Here is a 16587-nt window from a genome sequence, read left to right as displayed (position 1 = left end):
CCAGTCTTCGCCTTCACGCTGCACGGTCACGTTTGCCCGCCACATCCCGGTCCTGAAAGCCAGCATCTCCCCGGAGATCTCACGCACTCGGACAAAAACACGGCACCCCTGGTAAACGAATTCCTTGTCCATCACAACCCCATCTGCAGTCGACTCCTAAATCGTACTGCACTGAGGATTTCCCATGTCCGATCATTCCACAGCACCCGTATCCTTCCGGCAGAAGATCCTCTCCAAGGAAATCAAGCGCGCCCACGCCATGCAGGTCCGGTATGAGGATCTGCACGTCGAACCCGGTTTCAACCTGCGCACCCCTATCGAACTATTGGACGGCGAAGAGCGCGAACAGGCCGAGGCTGACGACGAGGCGCTGTTTCAACACATCATGGCGGGTGGCAAGATCCCGCCGCTCGAAGTCCGCCCCCGGCCCCAGGCCGGTGTGTGGATCGTGGACGGGCACCGCCGCCACGCGCAGATCGGCCGTGCCATCGCCGCCGGTGCGCCTCTGCAGGATGAGGACGGCGTTGTCTGGATCGACATCACGGCCTTCGTCGGCAACGACGCCGACCGCACCGCTCGGGTTATCAGCAGCGCCCAGGGCCGACACCTTACCCCGCTGGAAACCGCCTTCGGCTATGCCAAGCTGGCCGGGTTCAAGTGGGATAACGAGCGCATCAGCCGCCTGGAACACGTGTCCCCTCAATGGGTCGCCAAGATGATCGCGCTGGCCCACGCCAACAGTGATGTGCATGCCCTGGTGCGATCCGGCGCAGTCAAGGCGTCCACCGCCATTGAGGCCGTTGCCAAGCATGGCGAGGGTGCTGGCGCATTCCTGCAAGGCGAGTTTGAAAAGGCGAAGGCCTCCGGCAAGTCCCGCGTGACGCCCAGCACCATCCACGGCCGCGCACTGCCCCGGAAGGTCGTGTCCCCGCTCATCAGCGGCGTGGACACGTTCATGCTAGGCCTCGACGCCAACCAGCGAGCAACCCTTCTGGACATCCAGGAAGGCCGCGTAGCTGCCGAAACCATCACCATCCCGGCCGCCGCTCTGCTCGATCTGTTCCAGGCCCACGGCGCCGTCGAAACCGTCCGCGCCAAGCAAGCCGAAAAGCAGCGCCGTCGGGCCGAAGCCGCTGCAGCAGCCGGTCAGGCCGAAATCCCCACCGCAGAGGATGCCCACGCATGAACGCCCCCGACAAAATTGACGATCTGGACGACGTCGACCTGGCCGCCCTCTCCACCCGCGTCCTCCATGACATCGTTGCCAAGATGACCCCAGAAGACCGCCACCGCTATCGGGACGCCCTCGACGCCGCAGACGCCCCCCTCCGCAGTTTCCTGGGCGCCGCCCTGGGAACGCCCGAAACGTCGCACCCCGCCCCCAGCGGTCAGCCGGATCTGAGCAAGCCCCACGCATTCGAATTCGGTCGCGTTGACAACGATGGACGCTTCAGCGTGGTGATCGAGCACAGCTATCCACAGCGCGCCAAATCAGATTGGCCCGTAGTCCCCCTGTACCGACATCCGGCGCGCACCGCCCTCGAGGCGTTGTCTAACGCCTCCCGCGACGTGCTGGCTGAGCGCGAACGACAGATTTCGGTGGAGGGATGGACACCTCGACGTGACGATAGATACGACACGGGGGAAATGGCCGCCGCTGCGGCCGCTTATGCCCAGCACGCCGCTTTACAGGCCGCCGGCGCCCAGGGCGACGCGCTGCACATCCCATACATCGAGACTTGGCCCTGGGCAAGGAAATGGTGGAAGCCGAGTGATGCCCGCCGAAATCTGGTGAAGGCCGGCGCCCTAATCCTGGCCGAAATCGAGCGCCTGGACCGCGCTGCCATTGCCGCCCAGCAAACCGGAGAAACCGCAGCATGCTAACGCCTCAATTTGTCCTCGGCCTGGGCACCAAGATCGTCGTTGATATCTTCGCCGGCGGCGGTGGCTGGTCTACCGCCTACGAGCAGGCCACCGGCCAGCACGTCCACATCGCCATCAACCACAACCCCGACGCACTGAGCATGCACGAGGTGAACCACCCGCAGGCCCGGCACTACATCGCCGACGTGTGGGAAGTCTGCCCGCGCCAAGCTACAGACGGCATGCCGGTGGGCTGGCTGCACCTGTCGCCGGACTGCACCGACCACAGCCAAGCCAAAGGCGGGCAGCCACGCCGCAAGAACATCCGCGCGCTCGCATGGGTCACCGTGCGCTGGGCCGGGACCGTCACGCCAGACATCATCAGCCTGGAGAATGTGGTCCAGATCCTGAAGTGGGGCCGGCTGATTGCGAAGCGCGATCCTGCCACGCGCCGCGTTGTGAAGCTGGATGGCACGGTTGCCGCTCCGGGCGAGCGCGTACCCGTTGAGCAGCAATACCTGGTCCCCGATCCCAAGCAACAGGGCAAGCACTGGCACCGCCTGGTGGCGATACTGCGCGGCATGGGCTACATCGTCGAATGGCGTGAGCTGAATGCTGCAGACTACGGCGCCGGCACGACGCGCACGCGCCTTTTCATGATGGCGCGCCGGGACGGCCTGCCGATCACCTGGCCGCAGGCCACGCACCACAAGAAGCCTTCCAAGGGTCAGCGCGGCTGGCGCCCGGCCGCTGACGGCATCGACTGGAGCATCGAGGGCAAGACGATCTTCGGCCGAAAGAAGCCGCTTGCGGACGCCACAATGCGCCGCATCGCGCGCGGCATGAAGCGGTACGTGTTGGATAGCGCAGACCCGTTTATCGTGCCCATCGCCAACTGGAGCCGCGATGGGTCGCATTCCGCGCGGCAGCCAATCAGCACCATTACCGCAAAGCCCCGTGGTGGCGCGCATGCTGTAGTGGCGCCCGCGCTCGTACCGGCGACGCATCACGGCGCGGACCGCGTTTACGATCTGGGTGAGCCGGCCAAGACGATTACCGCAGCCCACCGCGGCGAGTTCATGCTATCCACCCCGGTGCTGATCCAAGCCGGCTACGGCGAGCGCGAAGGCCAGGCGCCCCGCTCGCTGGATCTGCAGCAGCCGTTGGGCACCGTCACGGCGGGCGGCATCAAGCACGCCCTGGCGTCTGGCTACCTCGTCCAGGCTGGGCACGGCGAGGGCAAGCCCGGCGCGCGACGCTGGTCCTATGGATGCAACGACCCGGCGGACCCTGTGGGTACGCTGACCGCAAGCAATGGGGGCTTCTCTGCCGCGACGGCGTTCATGGTCCAGGCGAACGGCGGGTACAACGCCACACCGGCCCACGACGTGCGCCGGGCAGCGTCGACCATCACGAACAGCGGCAGTCAGCAGCAGCTGATCACGGCGCACCTCGTGACGAATACCAGCGGACACGCCGGACGACGGTTGAACGCTTCGGCACCGACGATCACGACGGGAGGCCATCATGGCCTAGTTTCCGCGCACCTGACTGCGATGAGCCAGAACGTCATCGGATCGGACATGCGCGAGCCGGCGCAGACCGTCCTGGCGGGCGCTGCGCGCTTCGGCCTGGTGCAGTACGACCTGGCCCCCGAAGACGAGGCCGGCGCGCTCCAGGTCGCGGCGTTCCTGATGCGCTACTACGGAGAGGGCGGCCAGTGGGGCGACCTGCGCGAACCGGCCAGCACGCTTACCACCCGCGACCGCCTGGCGCTCGTCACCGTCCACATCCAAGGCACGCCTTACGTCATCGTGGATATCCGCCTGCGCATGCTTACGCCGGCCGAACTGTACGACCTGCAGGGTTTCCCTCCCGAATACATCATCACGCACGGCCACGACGGCCGCGTGTTCACGAAATCCCAGCAGGTGCACATGGTCGGCAACAGCGTAAGCCCACCGCCGGCCGTTGCTCTGATCCAGGCTAACGCGCCGCACGAACTTCTTTTGAGGAAGGCAGCATGACCAACCACACGCCAGTCGCCCCGGTGGCAAACACGAACCAGCTGAGCGATGAATACGTCAATGCCGTGACCCAGCGGCACGGTTACCAAAGCCCGGAGGCCGTCATCGCGCGGCTCAACCAGTGGATTGGCCTGCACGGTGGCGAAGACTCCGTGACGCTGCTCATGTACGAAGCGCACAAGGCGCTGTCCAAGCTACGCGCGGCCGCTGTGCCGAACGCGCAACCTGCCTTTTGGATAGACCTGGAGCCGATCAGCGGAAGCCAAAACCTGCTTATCCGCCAGTGGCATAACCTCGGCGCACTCGGGCCGGGCAAGCACACGCTGTTTCTCAGCCCGGCGGCACTTCAGGCAAGCGCCCCTGTAGCCGATGAGCTGCCGGAATGGGCGCAGATTTCGGCCAAGGCTTCGCGCGGCGAATCGTTGACGGCGCTGGAACGCTTCATTTTCGAGAACGAGCCTGGCAATGATGACGATGCTTGGCGGGACCAATTGGCTGCCGCTCTGGCAAGCTCCCGTGTAGCCAGGGAGGCGTCGACCAGGGACCGCCAAGTGCTGCGCGAAGCGATTCAGCGCTTCGGTAACGCGCGGGCCATGGCAGAGCACAACATCGCCTACCGCGACGAAGTGCGCAGTGCCGCCGAGGCCCTGTTCGCGCTGCTTGATGCCGCGCCCCAGGCCAGCGAGGCGCAATGCTCCTGCCCCAGCGGCGACGACCCCCTGCGCCCGCCGTGCGCGAAACATCCGAAGGGATCGCATCATGAATGAAGCATTATCGCGTCGAATGCGTCATTAAAGGAGCACCAATGGCAAGGTTTGTGACCATTGAAAAGGCGGCCGAGCTTACCGGATACTCTCCCGATGCGATCCGCTCCAAAAAGCGCGACGGCATTTGGCGGGAAGGACTCGAATGGGTTGAAGCCCCAGACGGCCGAATCCTCATCGACATGGAAGGATATGAAAAATGGGTAGAGACGGACGGGGTGTTAAAGCCGCCTCGGAAAGCAGCATCGAAATCACGTTTCAGTACAAAGGTCGGCGGTGCCGTGAGCGTATCCCGCTCAAGCCCACTCCCGCTAACCTGAAGCGGGCCGAACAACACCGCGGCGCCATCCTGCATGCGATAGCGACAGGAGTTTTCGACTACGCCGCCACCTTTCCAAACAGTCAGCGTGCGGGCCAGTACGCAGAAAGCCCGGCGCAGGTGCTTTCGGTCGAAAAGTATCTGGACGGGTGGCTGGATGCACGAAGGCCCACCCTGAAATCCAGCACATATCAGGGCTATCGAAGCATCGTTGACGGGCTACTGATTCCCCAATTCGGCTCTGCGATGCTGAGCGAACTCAAATGGTCGGCGATCAAGGCATGGCTGGCAGGCCTCGGCGGCGACAAGCCGGTCAGCAACAAGCGCCTATCCAACATCCAGAGTTGCTTGCGCTCCGCACTGAACGACGCGGTTGAAGACGAGGTGTTGGACGAGAATTGCATGCGAGGACGTCACTACAGCCGTCAGGAACAACCGGTGGATGATGGCGACGACGATGAGGTAGACCCTTTCACTCCTGACGAGCAAGCCGCCATCCTTGCGCGCCTGCCTGACCAAACGCGGAACTATGCGGTGGTCGCGTTGTGGACAGGCCTGCGGCCAAGCGAACAGATCGCTTTAAACTGGTCCGATATCGACTTTTCCCGCGGCGTCATCCTGGTGCGCAAGGCGATCACCCGAGCGGCGAAAGGCGTTGCTGAGCTGCCGAAAACGAAATCTAGCAGGCGAGAAGTGAAGCTGCTGGCGCCAGCACTTCAGGCGATTAATGACCAGAAATCCCACACATGGGTCGGATCCGAGCCCCACGGGGAGCTGTTCCGTAATCCAGGAACAGGCGAACGATGGTCAAGCAGCCAGGCAGTCCAGAAGATTTGGGCCACGGCTCTTAAGCGCGCTGGCGTTCGATATCGCCGCCCTTACCAAATGCGCCACACGTTCGCCAGTATGATGCTTTCAGCGGGCGAACACCCCATGTGGGTGGCACAGCAGATGGGGCACAAGGACTGGGCCATGATCATCCGCGTTTACGGAAAGTGGATGCCGTCTGCGGATCCAGATGCCGGCGGCAAGGCGGTCGATCTGTTTGGCGAAAAGCTGGCATTAAGCCGTCATTCCGTAGCCAAAACAGCCCCAAAAAGCCCCAAAACAATGACAGGCTAAAAACCTAAGCGATTGATTTTATTGGGGTTTGGTGGTGCGAAGGAGGGGACTCGAACCCCTACACCTGTTACGGCGTCAGGACCTAAACCTGGTGCGTCTACCAATTTCGCCACCTTCGCAATAGGCCAAGCCCGCTATTGTAGCTTGCTTGTTAAAATCTTGCGTCATGAATCCGCGCCTCGATGCCCTACACCCCTACCCGTTCGAAAAATTGCGGGCTTTGCTGGCTTCTGCCAGTTCGCAACCGGACGGTCTTACGCCCATCAATCTGTCGATCGGCGAGCCCAAACATGCCGCGCCCGAGCGCGTGGCGCAGGCCATCCGCGACAGTCTCGCGGGCCTGTCCGTCTATCCGTCCACCAAGGGCGACCCTGCCCTGCGCCGGGCGATCTCGGAGTGGCTGGCGCGCCGCTACAGCATCCCGGCGCCTGACGCCGAGACGCAGGTGCTGCCCGCGCTGGGCTCGCGCGAGGCGCTGTTTGCCTTCACCCAGACCGTCATCGATCCGTCGGCCGGCTCGGTGGTGATCTGCCCCAATCCGTTTTATCAGATTTACGAGGGCGCCACGCTGCTGGCGGGCGCCACGCCCTACTTCGTCAACGCCGATCCGGTGCGAAATTTCGGCAGCGACTGGAACCAGGTGCCGGACGAGGTCTGGAAGAAGACGCGCCTGGTGTTCGTGTGTTCCCCGGGCAATCCGGCGGGCAACGTCATGTCGCTGGACGAATGGGAGATGCTGTTCGAGCTGTCCGACCGTCATGGCTTCGTGATCGCGTCGGACGAGTGCTATTCCGAAATCTACCTGGACGAGGGCGATCCCCCGTTGGGCGGCCTGCAGGCGGCCCGCCGGTTGGGCCGCGACGACTACCGCAACCTCGTGGCGTTTTCGAGCCTGTCCAAGCGCTCCAACGTCCCCGGCCTGCGATCGGGCTTTGTCGCGGGCGATGCGGCGCTGATCGGCCGCTTCCTGCTGTATCGAACGTATCATGGCAGTGCGATGAGCCCGCTGGTGTCCGCGGCAAGCGTCGCGGCCTGGACGGACGAGGCGCATGTGAAAGAAAACCGCCGCCAGTACCGTGAAAAATTCGACGCGGTCGTGCCCATCCTGCAGAAGGTGCTGGATGTGTCGCGGCCGCAGGCCTCGTTCTATCTTTGGGCGGCGACGCCCGGTTCGGATACGGCCTTCGTGCGCGACCTTTTTGGCCGCACCGGTGTTACCGTGCTGCCGGGAAGTTTCCTGGCGCGGGAAGCACACGGCGTGAATCCGGGCCAGGGCCGCATCCGCATCGCGCTGGTGGCGCCTCTGGCCGACTGCGTGCAGGCGGCCGAGCGCATCGCCCATTTTGTACATACTTCTGTTTGATCAACCTTTAAAAGCTGAGCCGCTATGACTCTCGACCTCCAGACCACCATTGAACAAGCCTGGGAAAACCGGGGCAACCTGTCGCCCACCGACGCCAGCGCGGAAGTGCGCGAAGCGGTTGAACAAACCATCGCCGGGCTGGATCTGGGCCGCCTGCGCGTGGCCGAGAAAATCAATGACGACTGGGTCGTGCACCAGTGGATCAAGAAGGCCGTGCTGCTGTCGTTCCGCCTGAACGACAACGCCATCATGGGCCAGGCGCCGCTGCAGTTCTACGACAAGGTACCGCTCAAGTTCTCGGAATTCGGCGACAACGCTTTCAAGCAGGGCGGCTACCGCGTGGTGCCGCCGGCCGTGGCCCGCCGCGGCGCGTACATCGCCCGCAACGTGGTGCTGATGCCCTCCTACGTGAACATCGGCGCCTACGTCGATGAAGGCACCATGGTCGACACCTGGGCCACCGTCGGCTCGTGCGCCCAGATCGGCAAGAACGTCCACCTGTCGGGCGGCGTGGGCATCGGCGGCGTGCTGGAGCCGCTGCAGGCCAACCCCACCATCATCGAAGACAACTGCTTCATCGGCGCGCGCTCGGAAGTCGTGGAAGGCGTGGTCGTGGAAGAGAACTCGGTGCTGGCCATGGGCGTGTTCCTGTCGCAAAGCACCAAGATCTATGACCGCGCCACGGGCAAGATCACCTACGGCCGCGTGCCGTCGGGTTCGGTCGTCGTTCCTGGCTCGCTGCCGTCCGCCGACGGCACGCACAGCCTGGCCTGCGCCGTCATCGTCAAGCGTGTCGATGCGCAGACCCGCGCCAAGACCAGCATCAACGACCTGCTGAGGGCTTGATGAGCAATTCGGCCGTACTGGATCTGGTCAAGGACCTGATCGCCCGTCCCTCGGTGACGCCGGCGGATGAAGACTGCCAGGCGGCGATTGCCGCCCGGCTCGACCGCATAGGCTTTACGTGCGAGACCATCGCGCAGGGCGGCGTGACCAACCTGTGGGCCCGGCGCGGAAGCGCCGCGCCGCTGACGGTTTTCGCGGGCCACACCGACGTGGTGCCTCCCGGCCCGCGAGAGAAGTGGAACAGTGACCCGTTCGTTCCCACCGAGGTCGACGGCTGGCTGTACGGCCGTGGAGCGGCAGACATGAAAAGCTCGATCGCCGCCTTCGTGGTGGCGGCCGAGGAATTCGTGGCGGCCCATCCGCAGCATGGCGGTTCGATCGCCCTGCTGATCACGTCCGACGAGGAAGGCCCGTCCATCGACGGCACCGCCATCGTCTGCGACGCGCTGAAGGCGCGCGGCGAACAGCTCGACTACTGCATCGTCGGCGAGCCGACCTCCGGCGAGGTGCTGGGCGACACGTGCAAGAACGGCCGCCGCGGCTCCTTGTCGGGCAAGCTCACGGTCAAGGGCATCCAGGGCCACGTGGCGTACCCCCACCTGGCGCGCAACCCGGTGCACCAGTTGGCGCCGGCGCTGGCAGAGATCGTCGCCATCGAATGGGACCAGGGCAACGAGTACTTCCCGCCCACCACGTTCCAGGTGTCGAACCTGAATGCGGGCACGGGCGCCACGAACGTGGTGCCCGGCGAGGCCGTGGCGCTGTTCAACTTCCGCTTTTCGACGGCAAGCACGCCGGATAGCCTGAAGCAGCGCGTGCACGCGGTGCTGGACAAGCACGGTCTGGAGTATGAACTGGACTGGGAATTGGGCGGCGAGCCCTTCCTGACGCCGCGCGGTTCGCTGACCGACGCCTTGGTGAAGGCGATCCACGCCGAAACCGGCGTCACCGCCGAACTCTCGACCACCGGCGGCACGTCCGATGGCCGGTTCATCGCCAAGATCTGCCCGCAGGTCATCGAATTCGGTCCCGGCAACGCCACGATCCACAAGGTCAACGAGCGCATCGAAGTCGCTTCGCTGGACCCGCTCAAAAACATCTATCGGCGCACGCTGGAAAACCTGCTGCTGCCCGCATGATGCCTGCGCCGGCGGGACGAAAACGCCCGCCGCGCGCGCTTTCAGCCCCCTTTTCCAGGGGGCGCTTTTCCGTTACCCCCTGGGGCGGTGATCCGAATGCCTGATATGAATCCAACCTCCCGCGAAGAACTGCAGACCGTGCGCGACCTGATCCGCTACGGCGTCTCGCGCCTGAACGGCGCCCAGGTGGCGCTCGGGCACGGCAGCGACAATGCCTGGGACGAGGCGGTCTACCTGACCCTGCACGCGCTGCACCTGCCGCTGGACACGCTGGATCCCTTCCTGGACGCCCGCGTGGTCCGCGAAGAACGCGAGCGCGTGCTGGACCTGCTGGACCGGCGCGTGACCGAGCGCGTTCCCGCCGCCTACCTGACGAACGAAGCCTGGCTGCGCGGCCACCGGTTCTATGTGGACAAGCGCGTGATCGTGCCGCGCTCGCCGATTGCGGAACTGTTGGACACAGGCTTGTCGCCCTGGGTGCAGGACGCACTGGCCGTGGAAAACGTGCTCGACATGTGCACCGGCTCGGGCTGCCTGGCGATCCTGTCGGCGCTGGCCTTCCCCTATGCGCACGTGGATGCCGTGGACGTCTCGGCGGACGCGCTGGAGGTGGCGCGCCGCAACGTGGACGATTATGGTCTGGCCGACCGGCTGGACCTGCACGAAAGCAACCTGTTCGACAGCCTTCCCGCGTGCCAGTACGACGTGATTGTCTGCAATCCGCCGTACGTGAACAGCGGCTCCATGGACGTGCTGCCGCAGGAATACCTGCACGAGCCCCAACTGGCCCTGGCCGGCGGCGAGGATGGCATGGATCTCGTGCGCCGCATCCTGGCCGCGGCGCCGCAATACCTGACGCCAAACGGCGTGCTGGTGCTGGAAATCGGCCATGAACGGGATTTCTTCGAGGCTGCCTTCCCGCAGCTTTCGCCGGTATGGCTGGACACCGAGGAAGCCTCGGACCAGCTTCTGCTGCTGACCCGCGAGCAATTGACCCTGTGATACGCGCTACTGGACTGACCCTGCGCCGCGGCACGAAGGTGCTGCTGGACGGCGCCGAATTCGTCGTGAACCCGGGTGAACGGGTGGGGATCGTGGGCAAGAATGGCGCGGGCAAGTCCTCGCTGTTCGCGCTGCTGACCGGCTCGCTGGACCCGGACGCCGGCACGCTGTCGCTGCCCGCCGGCTGGCGCATTGCCAGCGTCGAGCAGGAACTGCATGCCGACGACCGCCCTGCCCGCGAATTCGTCATCGACGGCGACACGCATCTGCGCGCGCTGCAGGCGCAGCGTGCCGCGCTGTCGGACGATCAGGGCACGCAGATCGCCGAGGTGGAATCCGCGCTGGTCGAGGCAGGCGCCTGGAGCGCGCCCTCGCGCGCCGAGCAGCTGCTTGCCGGCCTGGGCTTCAAGCCCGCGGAATGGACGCAGCCGGTCGAGAGCTTTTCCGGCGGGTGGCGCATGCGCCTCGCGCTGGCCCGCGCGTTGATGGCCCCGTCCGAACTGCTGCTGCTGGACGAGCCCACCAACCACCTGGATCTGGACGCGATGCTGTGGTTGGAGAAATGGCTGGCGGCCTATGAAGGCACCGTCATGCTGATCTCGCACGACACCGAATTCCTGGACGCCGTCGCGCGGTCCATCCTGCACTTTGACCATGCCAAGCTGACGCGCTATCGGGGCGGCTACGGCGACTTCCTGACGCAGCGCGCCGAGCGCCTGCGCCAATCGAATATCGCCTACGAACGCCAGACGCGCGAAACGGCCCGGCTGCAAGGCTTCATCGACCGTTTCAAGGCCAAGGCCTCCAAGGCCAAGCAGGCGCAAAGCCGCGTCAAGGCGCTGGCGCGCATGCAGGTGCTGGCGCCGCTGCAGGCCGAAGCCGGCATCGACATCCGCATCCCGTCGCCCGAACAGGTGCCCGACCCCCTGCTGACGCTCGAACACCTGTCGGCGGGCTACACGGACGCCGAGGGCAACGCCGTGCCCATCCTGCGCGACGTGACCCTGATGGTGCGCGCGGGCAGCCGCGTCGGCGTGCTGGGCGCCAACGGGGCCGGCAAGAGCACGCTGATCAAGACACTGGCCGAAGAACTGCCGGTGCAGGCGGGCGAGCGCCGCGCGTCGCGGGGCCTGGCGATCGGCTATTTCCACCAGCACCAGCTCGACATGCTGGACGTGGACAGCACGCCGATCGCGCACCTGGCCCGCCTGGCGCCCGAGGCGCGCGAACAGGAACTGCGCAATTACCTCGGGGGATTCGGATTCTCGGGCGATACGGTGACCAGCAAGGTCGGCCCCATGTCCGGCGGCGAAAAGGCGCGGCTCGCGCTGTCGCTCATCGTCTGGCAAAAGCCCAACCTGCTGCTGCTGGATGAACCCAGCAACCACCTGGACGTGGAAACGCGCGAGGCGCTGGCCACGGCGCTGGCCGATTTCGGCGGCAGCATGCTGCTGGTGTCGCACGACCGCCACCTGTTGCGCACGACCGTGGACAGCTTCTGGATCGTGGCGGACGGCGCGGTGCGCGAGTTCGACGGCGACCTGGAGGACTACCGGGACTGGCTGGCGGCGCGCAATGCCGATGAGCGCGCGGAAGCGCGCGAAAGCGCCGACGGCAGCGAGCCCGTCGTCGACCGCAAGGCGCAACGGCGCGCGGAAGCCGAGCAGCGGCAGCGCCTGTCCGCCCTTCGCAAGCCCCTGGAATCCAAGCTGGCCAAGGTGGAATCCGAAATGGAAAAGCTGCGCGCCAAACTGCACGCCCTGGATGCCATCATTGCCGATCCCGACCTGTATTCAGACGCGCGCCGCGCCGAACGCCAGAAGGTCATGTCGGACCATGGCGAACACGGCAAGCGGATGGGGGAACTGGAAGAGCAGTGGCTGGAGCTGCAGGGCTCGCTGGAAGAGATAGACCAGAGCGAAGCCTGATCGGGACGGCGGCCGTCCAGAGGCCGCCGACGCCCGATGCCTGGCACGCCAAGCATCGGGCGCTGCCTGCAATTACGAGTACGGACGCTCGCGCAGGCGGGTATGGTGGTCGATCACGGTGTCGATCACTTCGCGCAGGATGGCTTCGCCGAGGTCGGGCGGAACGCCCGCCTCCACCGCAAGGCGGCGGATGCGCTCGATCTGCTGGGCTTCGCGCTTGGGATCAACCAGGTCCATGCCATGGTTCGTCTTCAGCTCGCCGATCATGTCCGTGCAACGGAACCGCACGCCCAGCAACAGCATGATCTGCTGGTCGATCTCGTCGACCTCGGCGCGCAGCGACGCCAACTCGGCTTTGGGGGAATCGTCGTTGGCCATATGTGTCACCCCTGAACAATGTCAAGCTTGGCGATGCCCAGCGCCAAGGTCTTGGCGCCGACGTCGCGGAAGTGGATTTCCGCCTGGGCGTCCTGTCCCGCGCCGCTCAGGCCGATGATCGTGCCGTCGCCAAACCGCGCATGACGGACGCCCTGACCTACACGATACTGCTTGTCGCCCACCGTGACGCCCGTCGCGACCCCACGGGGTTGACGCGGCGCAATGGTGTTGGTCGGCTTGCGGCCAAAGGCATCGCCGCGATTGCCGCCGCCCCAGCCCGCGCCCGTGGCGCTGACCGGCGCCAGCCCGGCCTTGGGCGTCAGCCACTTCAGGTGCTGCTCGGGAATCTCGTCCAGGAAGCGCGAACGCATGGCATAGCGCGTCTGGCCATGCAGCATCCGGCTTTGCGCCAGGCTGATGTACAGGCGCTGACGCGCGCGCGTGATCGCCACGTACATGAGGCGGCGTTCTTCTTCGAGCCCCGCGGGTTCGAGGATGCTGTTCTCGTGCGGGAACAGGCCTTCCTCCAGGCCGGTGATGAACACGGCGTCGAACTCCAGGCCCTTGGCGGCATGCACGGTCATGAGCTGGACCGCATCCTGGCCTTGCTGGGCCTGGTTGTCGCCCGCCTCGAGCGCCGCATGCGACAGGAACGCAGCCAGCGGCGTCAGGCCCTCGCCCGCCACCGCCGGCGCATCGACCACGCCCGGCATGAGCGTGGACGAGGTGTCGTGGTCGGGCACCACGCCGGCCGGCAGGCCGTCGTAGTTTTCCTCGGAGGCGAACACGGCTGCGGCCGTGATCAGTTCGTTCAGGTTTTCCAGCCGCTCGGCGCCTTCGCGCTCGGCCTTGTAGTGGGCGTTCAGGCCGCTGGACTCGAGCATGTGCTCGACCATTTCGGGTAGCGGCAGGTCGCGCGTTTCTGCGATCAGCCGGTGGATCAGCTGCGCGAACTGCGCGAGATTGGATCCGCCCTTGCCGCCGACCAACGCCACCGCGCCATACAGGCTGGTATCGTGCGCCCGCGCGGCATCGGCAAGCTGCTCCAGCGTGCGCGCCCCGATCCCACGCGTGGGAAAGTTGACCACCCGCATCCACGACGTATCGTCGTGCGGATTGGCCATCAGGCGCAGGTAGGCCAGCGCGTGCTTGATTTCCTGGCGTTCGAAAAAGCGCAGGCCGCCGTAGACCTTGTAGGGAATGCCGGCGGAAAAGATGGCGTGCTCGATGACGCGCGACTGGGCGTTGCTGCGATACAGCACGGCGATCTCGCGGCGATCGCTGCCTTCGTGGATCAGGGAACGGATTTCGTCCACGATCCACTGCGCTTCCATGCCGTCGGAGGGCTGCTCGATGACGCGGACGGGCTCGCCCTCGCCCTGGTCGGTCCAGAGATTCTTGCCCAGGCGGCCCGAATTGTGTCCGATGAGCGCGTTGGCCGAATCCAGGATGTGCCCGTAGGAGCGGTAGTTCTGCTCCAGGCGGATCACGGTGCCGTGCGCGTAATCGCGCTCGAAGTCGGCCATGTTGCCGACGTTCGCGCCGCGGAACGCATAGATGGACTGGTCATCGTCGCCCACGGCGAAGATGGCCGCCCCGCCGCCCGCCAGCAGCCGCAGCCACTTGTACTGCAGCGTGTTGGTGTCCTGGAACTCGTCGACGAGGATGTGGCGGAATCGGCGTTGGTAGTGCTCGCGCACCGGCGCGTTGCGCGACAGCAATTCATAGGCGCGCAGCAGCAGCTCGGCGAAGTCCACCACACCCTCGCGTTGGCACTGGGCCTCGTAGAGCTGGTAGATCTCGATCAGGCGCCGGCGATGGGCGTCGTAGGCTTCGACGTCCCCGGGCCGCAGGCCCTCTTCCTTGGCGCCATTGATGAAGCGCTGCACATCGCGGGGCGGATACTTTTCGTCGTCCACCCCGTTGGCCTTCATGAGACGCTTGATGGCCGCAAGCTGGTCGGTGACGTCGAGGATCTGAAAGCTCTGCGGCAGGCCGGCATCGCGATGATGCGCGCGCAGCATGCGGTTGCACAGGCCGTGGAACGTGCCGATCCAGAGGCCGCGCGTATCGATCGGCAGGATGGCCGACATGCGCGCCAGCATCTCGCGGGCGGCCTTGTTGGTGAACGTGACCGCCAGAAGCCCAAAAGGCGAAGCCTGGCCGGTTTGAATCAGCCAGGCCATGCGGGTGGTGAGCACCCGGGTCTTGCCGCTGCCCGCCCCGGCCAGGACCAGGGCGTGCTGCGGTTCTAACGTTACTGCGGCGCGTTGTTCAGGGTTGAGCTTCTCTAGCATCATGCCGCGTAGCGGCGCAGATGTTGAGCGAACTGCTCAAGCCCAGCGATGCCGCTTTGCTGGGCGCGCTGGCACCAGGCCTGCAGGTCGTGAAGAAGCTGTTCGCTGCTGGCGCTGGAGCTTTCCCAGATGCGGCCGAGTTCGCGGCGCATCTGCACCAGCGTCGACAGCGACTTGTTCTGGGCGATGGCCTTGTCCACGGCGGCCAGTTGCTCGGGCTGAAGGATTTCTTCGTTGCGGTGGATGGCACGGCGCACACGGTGCAGCTTGGTATAGCCGCACTCGGCGTTGCCTTCCTGGCGCGAGGCCTTGAGCTTGGCCAGTTCTTCGCGGGCAGCGCTCTTGATCACGTCCGCATAGCGGGCCATGACCTCGTAGCGGTGGGTGATGACACCTTGCAGCGTGCGCAGGTCGATGCCCGTGCGGGAGTCGTCCAGCTTGAGCTTGGGCGCGACCTTCTTGACCTTGGCCAGGCCGAAGAACTTCAGGATGCTGATGTAGCACCAGCCGATGTCGAATTCGTACCACTTGGCCGAGAACTTGGCCGACGTGCCATGGGCGTGGTGATTGTTGTGCAGTTCTTCGCCGCCGATCACGATGCCCCACGGAAACACGTTGGTGCTGGTGTCCGGGCTGTTGTAGTTGCGGTAGCCCCAATAGTGGCCGATGCCGTTGACGACGCCTGCCGCCCAGAACGGGATCCATGCCATCTGGACTGCCCACACCGTGACGCCGATGGCGCCGAACAGGGCGATGTCGATCGCGAGCATGGTCAGCACGCCCCACAGGCTGTGCTTGCTGTAGACGTTGCGCTCGAGCCAGTCGTCCGGCGTGCCGTGGCCGAACTTGGCCATGGTTTCCTTGTTGTTCGATTCTTCGCGGTACAGTTCCGCGCCGCGGAACAGAACCTTCCAGATGCCGAACAGCATGGGCGAGTGCGGGTCACCTTCCTTTTCGCATTTGGCGTGATGCTTGCGGTGAATGGCCACCCATTCCTTGGTGACCATGCCGGTCGTCATCCAGAGCCAGAAGCGGAAAAAGTGCATGACAGCCGGATGCAAATCCAGACCGCGGTGCGCTTGGCTGCGATGGAGGAATACCGTGACCGCAACAATCGTGATGTGCGTCACGACCAAAGTAAAAACGACGATCTGCCACCAAGTCGCTTGGGTCAGGCCGCCGGCAATGAAGGAGAGGATGTAATCCATATAGCTGTTATGAGCCTCGCTTGAGAAGTGGCTGAAAGTTTAGCTTACCTTAGCCGTCTGATGACAATCTAGTTTCAAAATAGTTATTGAGAGAAATCAAGGACTAAGACGCGGTTTTGAGCAAAAAGCCGCACTCTGCGTGCCGGAAGCGCGCCCGGAACCTTGGCCAGTGCCGAGGCAAACGGGGTTTTGCCCCGCCCGGAACGCCCGGGCATTCGCATCGGCACCCTATTTTGGCTACATTGCGCGATTAAAGTTCCTGTCAGGCGGGGCGGCAGTCTTGAAGACGCCACGATACCGGGTCACACTGGCCCCCTTTCGCCCGCCAAAC

At 64.9% G+C, this 16587-nt stretch carries 14 protein-coding genes and 1 tRNA gene; 11 read left to right on the top strand and 4 right to left on the bottom strand.

The window, feature by feature from the left end:
* Nucleotides 1-184: 184 nt before the first annotated feature.
* The 5 genes from ACZ50Q_RS11470 (at nt 185) to ACZ50Q_RS11450 (ending at nt 6095) form a co-directional block, all read left to right on the top strand.
* Entirely contained in the window at nt 185-1186 is a 1002-nt protein-coding gene (locus tag ACZ50Q_RS11470; RefSeq protein WP_464081559.1) for a ParB/RepB/Spo0J family partition protein, read from the top strand.
* On the top strand, nt 1183-1884 hold the full coding sequence (locus tag ACZ50Q_RS11465) for a hypothetical protein (RefSeq protein ID WP_464081558.1): 702 nt from the start codon (nt 1183-1185) through the stop codon (nt 1882-1884). Before ACZ50Q_RS11470 ends, ACZ50Q_RS11465 begins: the two co-directional genes overlap by 4 nt.
* A complete protein-coding gene (locus tag ACZ50Q_RS11460) occupies nt 1878-3890 on the top strand; it encodes a DNA cytosine methyltransferase (RefSeq protein ID WP_464081557.1) in 2013 nt (670 codons plus the stop codon). Before ACZ50Q_RS11465 ends, ACZ50Q_RS11460 begins: the two co-directional genes overlap by 7 nt.
* Nucleotides 3887-4657: a hypothetical protein gene (locus tag ACZ50Q_RS11455; RefSeq protein WP_464081556.1), complete on the top strand. Its 771-nt coding sequence runs from the start codon at nt 3887-3889 to the stop codon at nt 4655-4657. The genes ACZ50Q_RS11460 and ACZ50Q_RS11455 overlap by 4 nt, the downstream gene beginning before the upstream one ends.
* 196 nt (nt 4658-4853) lie before the next feature.
* Nucleotides 4854-6095, top strand: a complete 1242-nt coding sequence (locus ACZ50Q_RS11450) for an Arm DNA-binding domain-containing protein (protein ID WP_464081555.1) — start codon at nt 4854-4856, stop codon at nt 6093-6095.
* A 32-nt stretch (nt 6096-6127) separates the two neighbouring features.
* On the opposite strand, the gene ACZ50Q_RS11445 is transcribed toward ACZ50Q_RS11450, so the two are convergent.
* Nucleotides 6128-6214 (bottom strand) — tRNA-Leu (locus ACZ50Q_RS11445).
* A 47-nt stretch (nt 6215-6261) separates the two neighbouring features.
* On the opposite strand from ACZ50Q_RS11445, the gene dapC reads away from it, so the two are divergent.
* From dapC to ACZ50Q_RS11420, 5 genes are all read left to right on the top strand, one after another.
* Complete coding sequence (gene dapC / locus ACZ50Q_RS11440; protein ID WP_464081554.1) at nt 6262-7458, top strand: succinyldiaminopimelate transaminase; 1197 nt, start codon at nt 6262-6264, stop codon at nt 7456-7458.
* A 24-nt stretch (nt 7459-7482) separates the two neighbouring features.
* The gene (gene dapD / locus ACZ50Q_RS11435; RefSeq protein ID WP_076520373.1) at nt 7483-8304 is read left to right on the top strand and encodes a 2,3,4,5-tetrahydropyridine-2,6-dicarboxylate N-succinyltransferase; all 822 of its coding nucleotides are present in this window, start codon (nt 7483-7485) and stop codon (nt 8302-8304) included.
* On the top strand, nt 8304-9443 hold the full coding sequence (gene dapE / locus ACZ50Q_RS11430) for a succinyl-diaminopimelate desuccinylase (protein ID WP_464081553.1): 1140 nt from the start codon (nt 8304-8306) through the stop codon (nt 9441-9443). The genes dapD and dapE overlap by 1 nt, the downstream gene beginning before the upstream one ends.
* A gap of 105 nt (nt 9444-9548) precedes the next feature.
* The gene (prmB, locus tag ACZ50Q_RS11425) at nt 9549-10445 is read left to right on the top strand and encodes a 50S ribosomal protein L3 N(5)-glutamine methyltransferase (RefSeq protein ID WP_464081552.1); all 897 of its coding nucleotides are present in this window, start codon (nt 9549-9551) and stop codon (nt 10443-10445) included.
* Nucleotides 10442-12373, top strand: coding sequence for an ABC-F family ATP-binding cassette domain-containing protein (locus tag ACZ50Q_RS11420; protein WP_092580294.1), 1932 nt, complete (start codon nt 10442-10444; stop codon nt 12371-12373). The genes prmB and ACZ50Q_RS11420 overlap by 4 nt, the downstream gene beginning before the upstream one ends.
* Nucleotides 12374-12445: 72 nt before the next feature.
* On the opposite strand, the gene ACZ50Q_RS11415 is transcribed toward ACZ50Q_RS11420, so the two are convergent.
* Genes ACZ50Q_RS11415 through ACZ50Q_RS11405 form a run of 3 tightly spaced genes read right to left on the bottom strand, consistent with a single transcriptional unit; the run spans nt 12446 to nt 16184 of the window.
* The gene (locus ACZ50Q_RS11415; protein ID WP_076520370.1) at nt 12446-12751 is read right to left on the bottom strand and encodes a chorismate mutase; all 306 of its coding nucleotides are present in this window, start codon (nt 12749-12751) and stop codon (nt 12446-12448) included.
* A gap of 5 nt (nt 12752-12756) precedes the next feature.
* Entirely contained in the window at nt 12757-15051 is a 2295-nt protein-coding gene (locus ACZ50Q_RS11410; protein ID WP_464081551.1) for a UvrD-helicase domain-containing protein, read from the bottom strand.
* Nucleotides 15048-16184 carry a DesA family fatty acid desaturase gene (locus ACZ50Q_RS11405; protein WP_371467162.1) on the bottom strand — a complete coding sequence of 379 codons (1137 nt, stop codon included), beginning with the start codon at nt 16182-16184 and terminating at the stop codon, nt 15048-15050. Before ACZ50Q_RS11405 ends, ACZ50Q_RS11410 begins: the two co-directional genes overlap by 4 nt.
* Between ACZ50Q_RS11405 and ACZ50Q_RS11400 the strand changes: the two genes are divergently transcribed.
* Nucleotides 16104-16280 carry a hypothetical protein gene (locus tag ACZ50Q_RS11400; RefSeq protein ID WP_464082053.1) on the top strand — a complete coding sequence of 59 codons (177 nt, stop codon included), beginning with the start codon at nt 16104-16106 and terminating at the stop codon, nt 16278-16280. The genes ACZ50Q_RS11405 and ACZ50Q_RS11400 overlap by 81 nt on opposite strands.
* Nucleotides 16281-16587 lie beyond the last annotated feature (307 nt).

This window comes from Achromobacter sp. T5-5, from assembly GCF_055397965.1.
The sequence above is the reverse complement of the archived record's forward strand: the minus strand, read 5'-3'. Positions and strand labels throughout refer to the sequence as shown.

What these genes read in the sequence shown, in the direction of transcription:
- ACZ50Q_RS11410 (WP_464081551.1), bottom strand. Translation starts at nt 15,051, where the DNA reads ATGATGCTAGAGAAGCTCAACCCTGAACAACGCGCCGCAGTAACGTTA.
- ACZ50Q_RS11415 (WP_076520370.1), bottom strand. Translation starts at nt 12,751, where the DNA reads ATGGCCAACGACGATTCCCCCAAAGCCGAGTTGGCGTCGCTGCGCGCC.
- ACZ50Q_RS11450 (WP_464081555.1), top strand. Translation starts at nt 4,854, where the DNA reads ATGGGTAGAGACGGACGGGGTGTTAAAGCCGCCTCGGAAAGCAGCATC.
- prmB (WP_464081552.1), top strand. Translation starts at nt 9,549, where the DNA reads ATGAATCCAACCTCCCGCGAAGAACTGCAGACCGTGCGCGACCTGATC.
- dapE (WP_464081553.1), top strand. Translation starts at nt 8,304, where the DNA reads ATGAGCAATTCGGCCGTACTGGATCTGGTCAAGGACCTGATCGCCCGT.
- ACZ50Q_RS11470 (WP_464081559.1), top strand. Translation starts at nt 185, where the DNA reads ATGTCCGATCATTCCACAGCACCCGTATCCTTCCGGCAGAAGATCCTC.
- ACZ50Q_RS11465 (WP_464081558.1), top strand. Translation starts at nt 1,183, where the DNA reads ATGAACGCCCCCGACAAAATTGACGATCTGGACGACGTCGACCTGGCC.
- ACZ50Q_RS11400 (WP_464082053.1), top strand. Translation starts at nt 16,104, where the DNA reads ATGCAAATCCAGACCGCGGTGCGCTTGGCTGCGATGGAGGAATACCGT.
- dapC (WP_464081554.1), top strand. Translation starts at nt 6,262, where the DNA reads ATGAATCCGCGCCTCGATGCCCTACACCCCTACCCGTTCGAAAAATTG.
- ACZ50Q_RS11455 (WP_464081556.1), top strand. Translation starts at nt 3,887, where the DNA reads ATGACCAACCACACGCCAGTCGCCCCGGTGGCAAACACGAACCAGCTG.
- ACZ50Q_RS11460 (WP_464081557.1), top strand. Translation starts at nt 1,878, where the DNA reads ATGCTAACGCCTCAATTTGTCCTCGGCCTGGGCACCAAGATCGTCGTT.
- dapD (WP_076520373.1), top strand. Translation starts at nt 7,483, where the DNA reads ATGACTCTCGACCTCCAGACCACCATTGAACAAGCCTGGGAAAACCGG.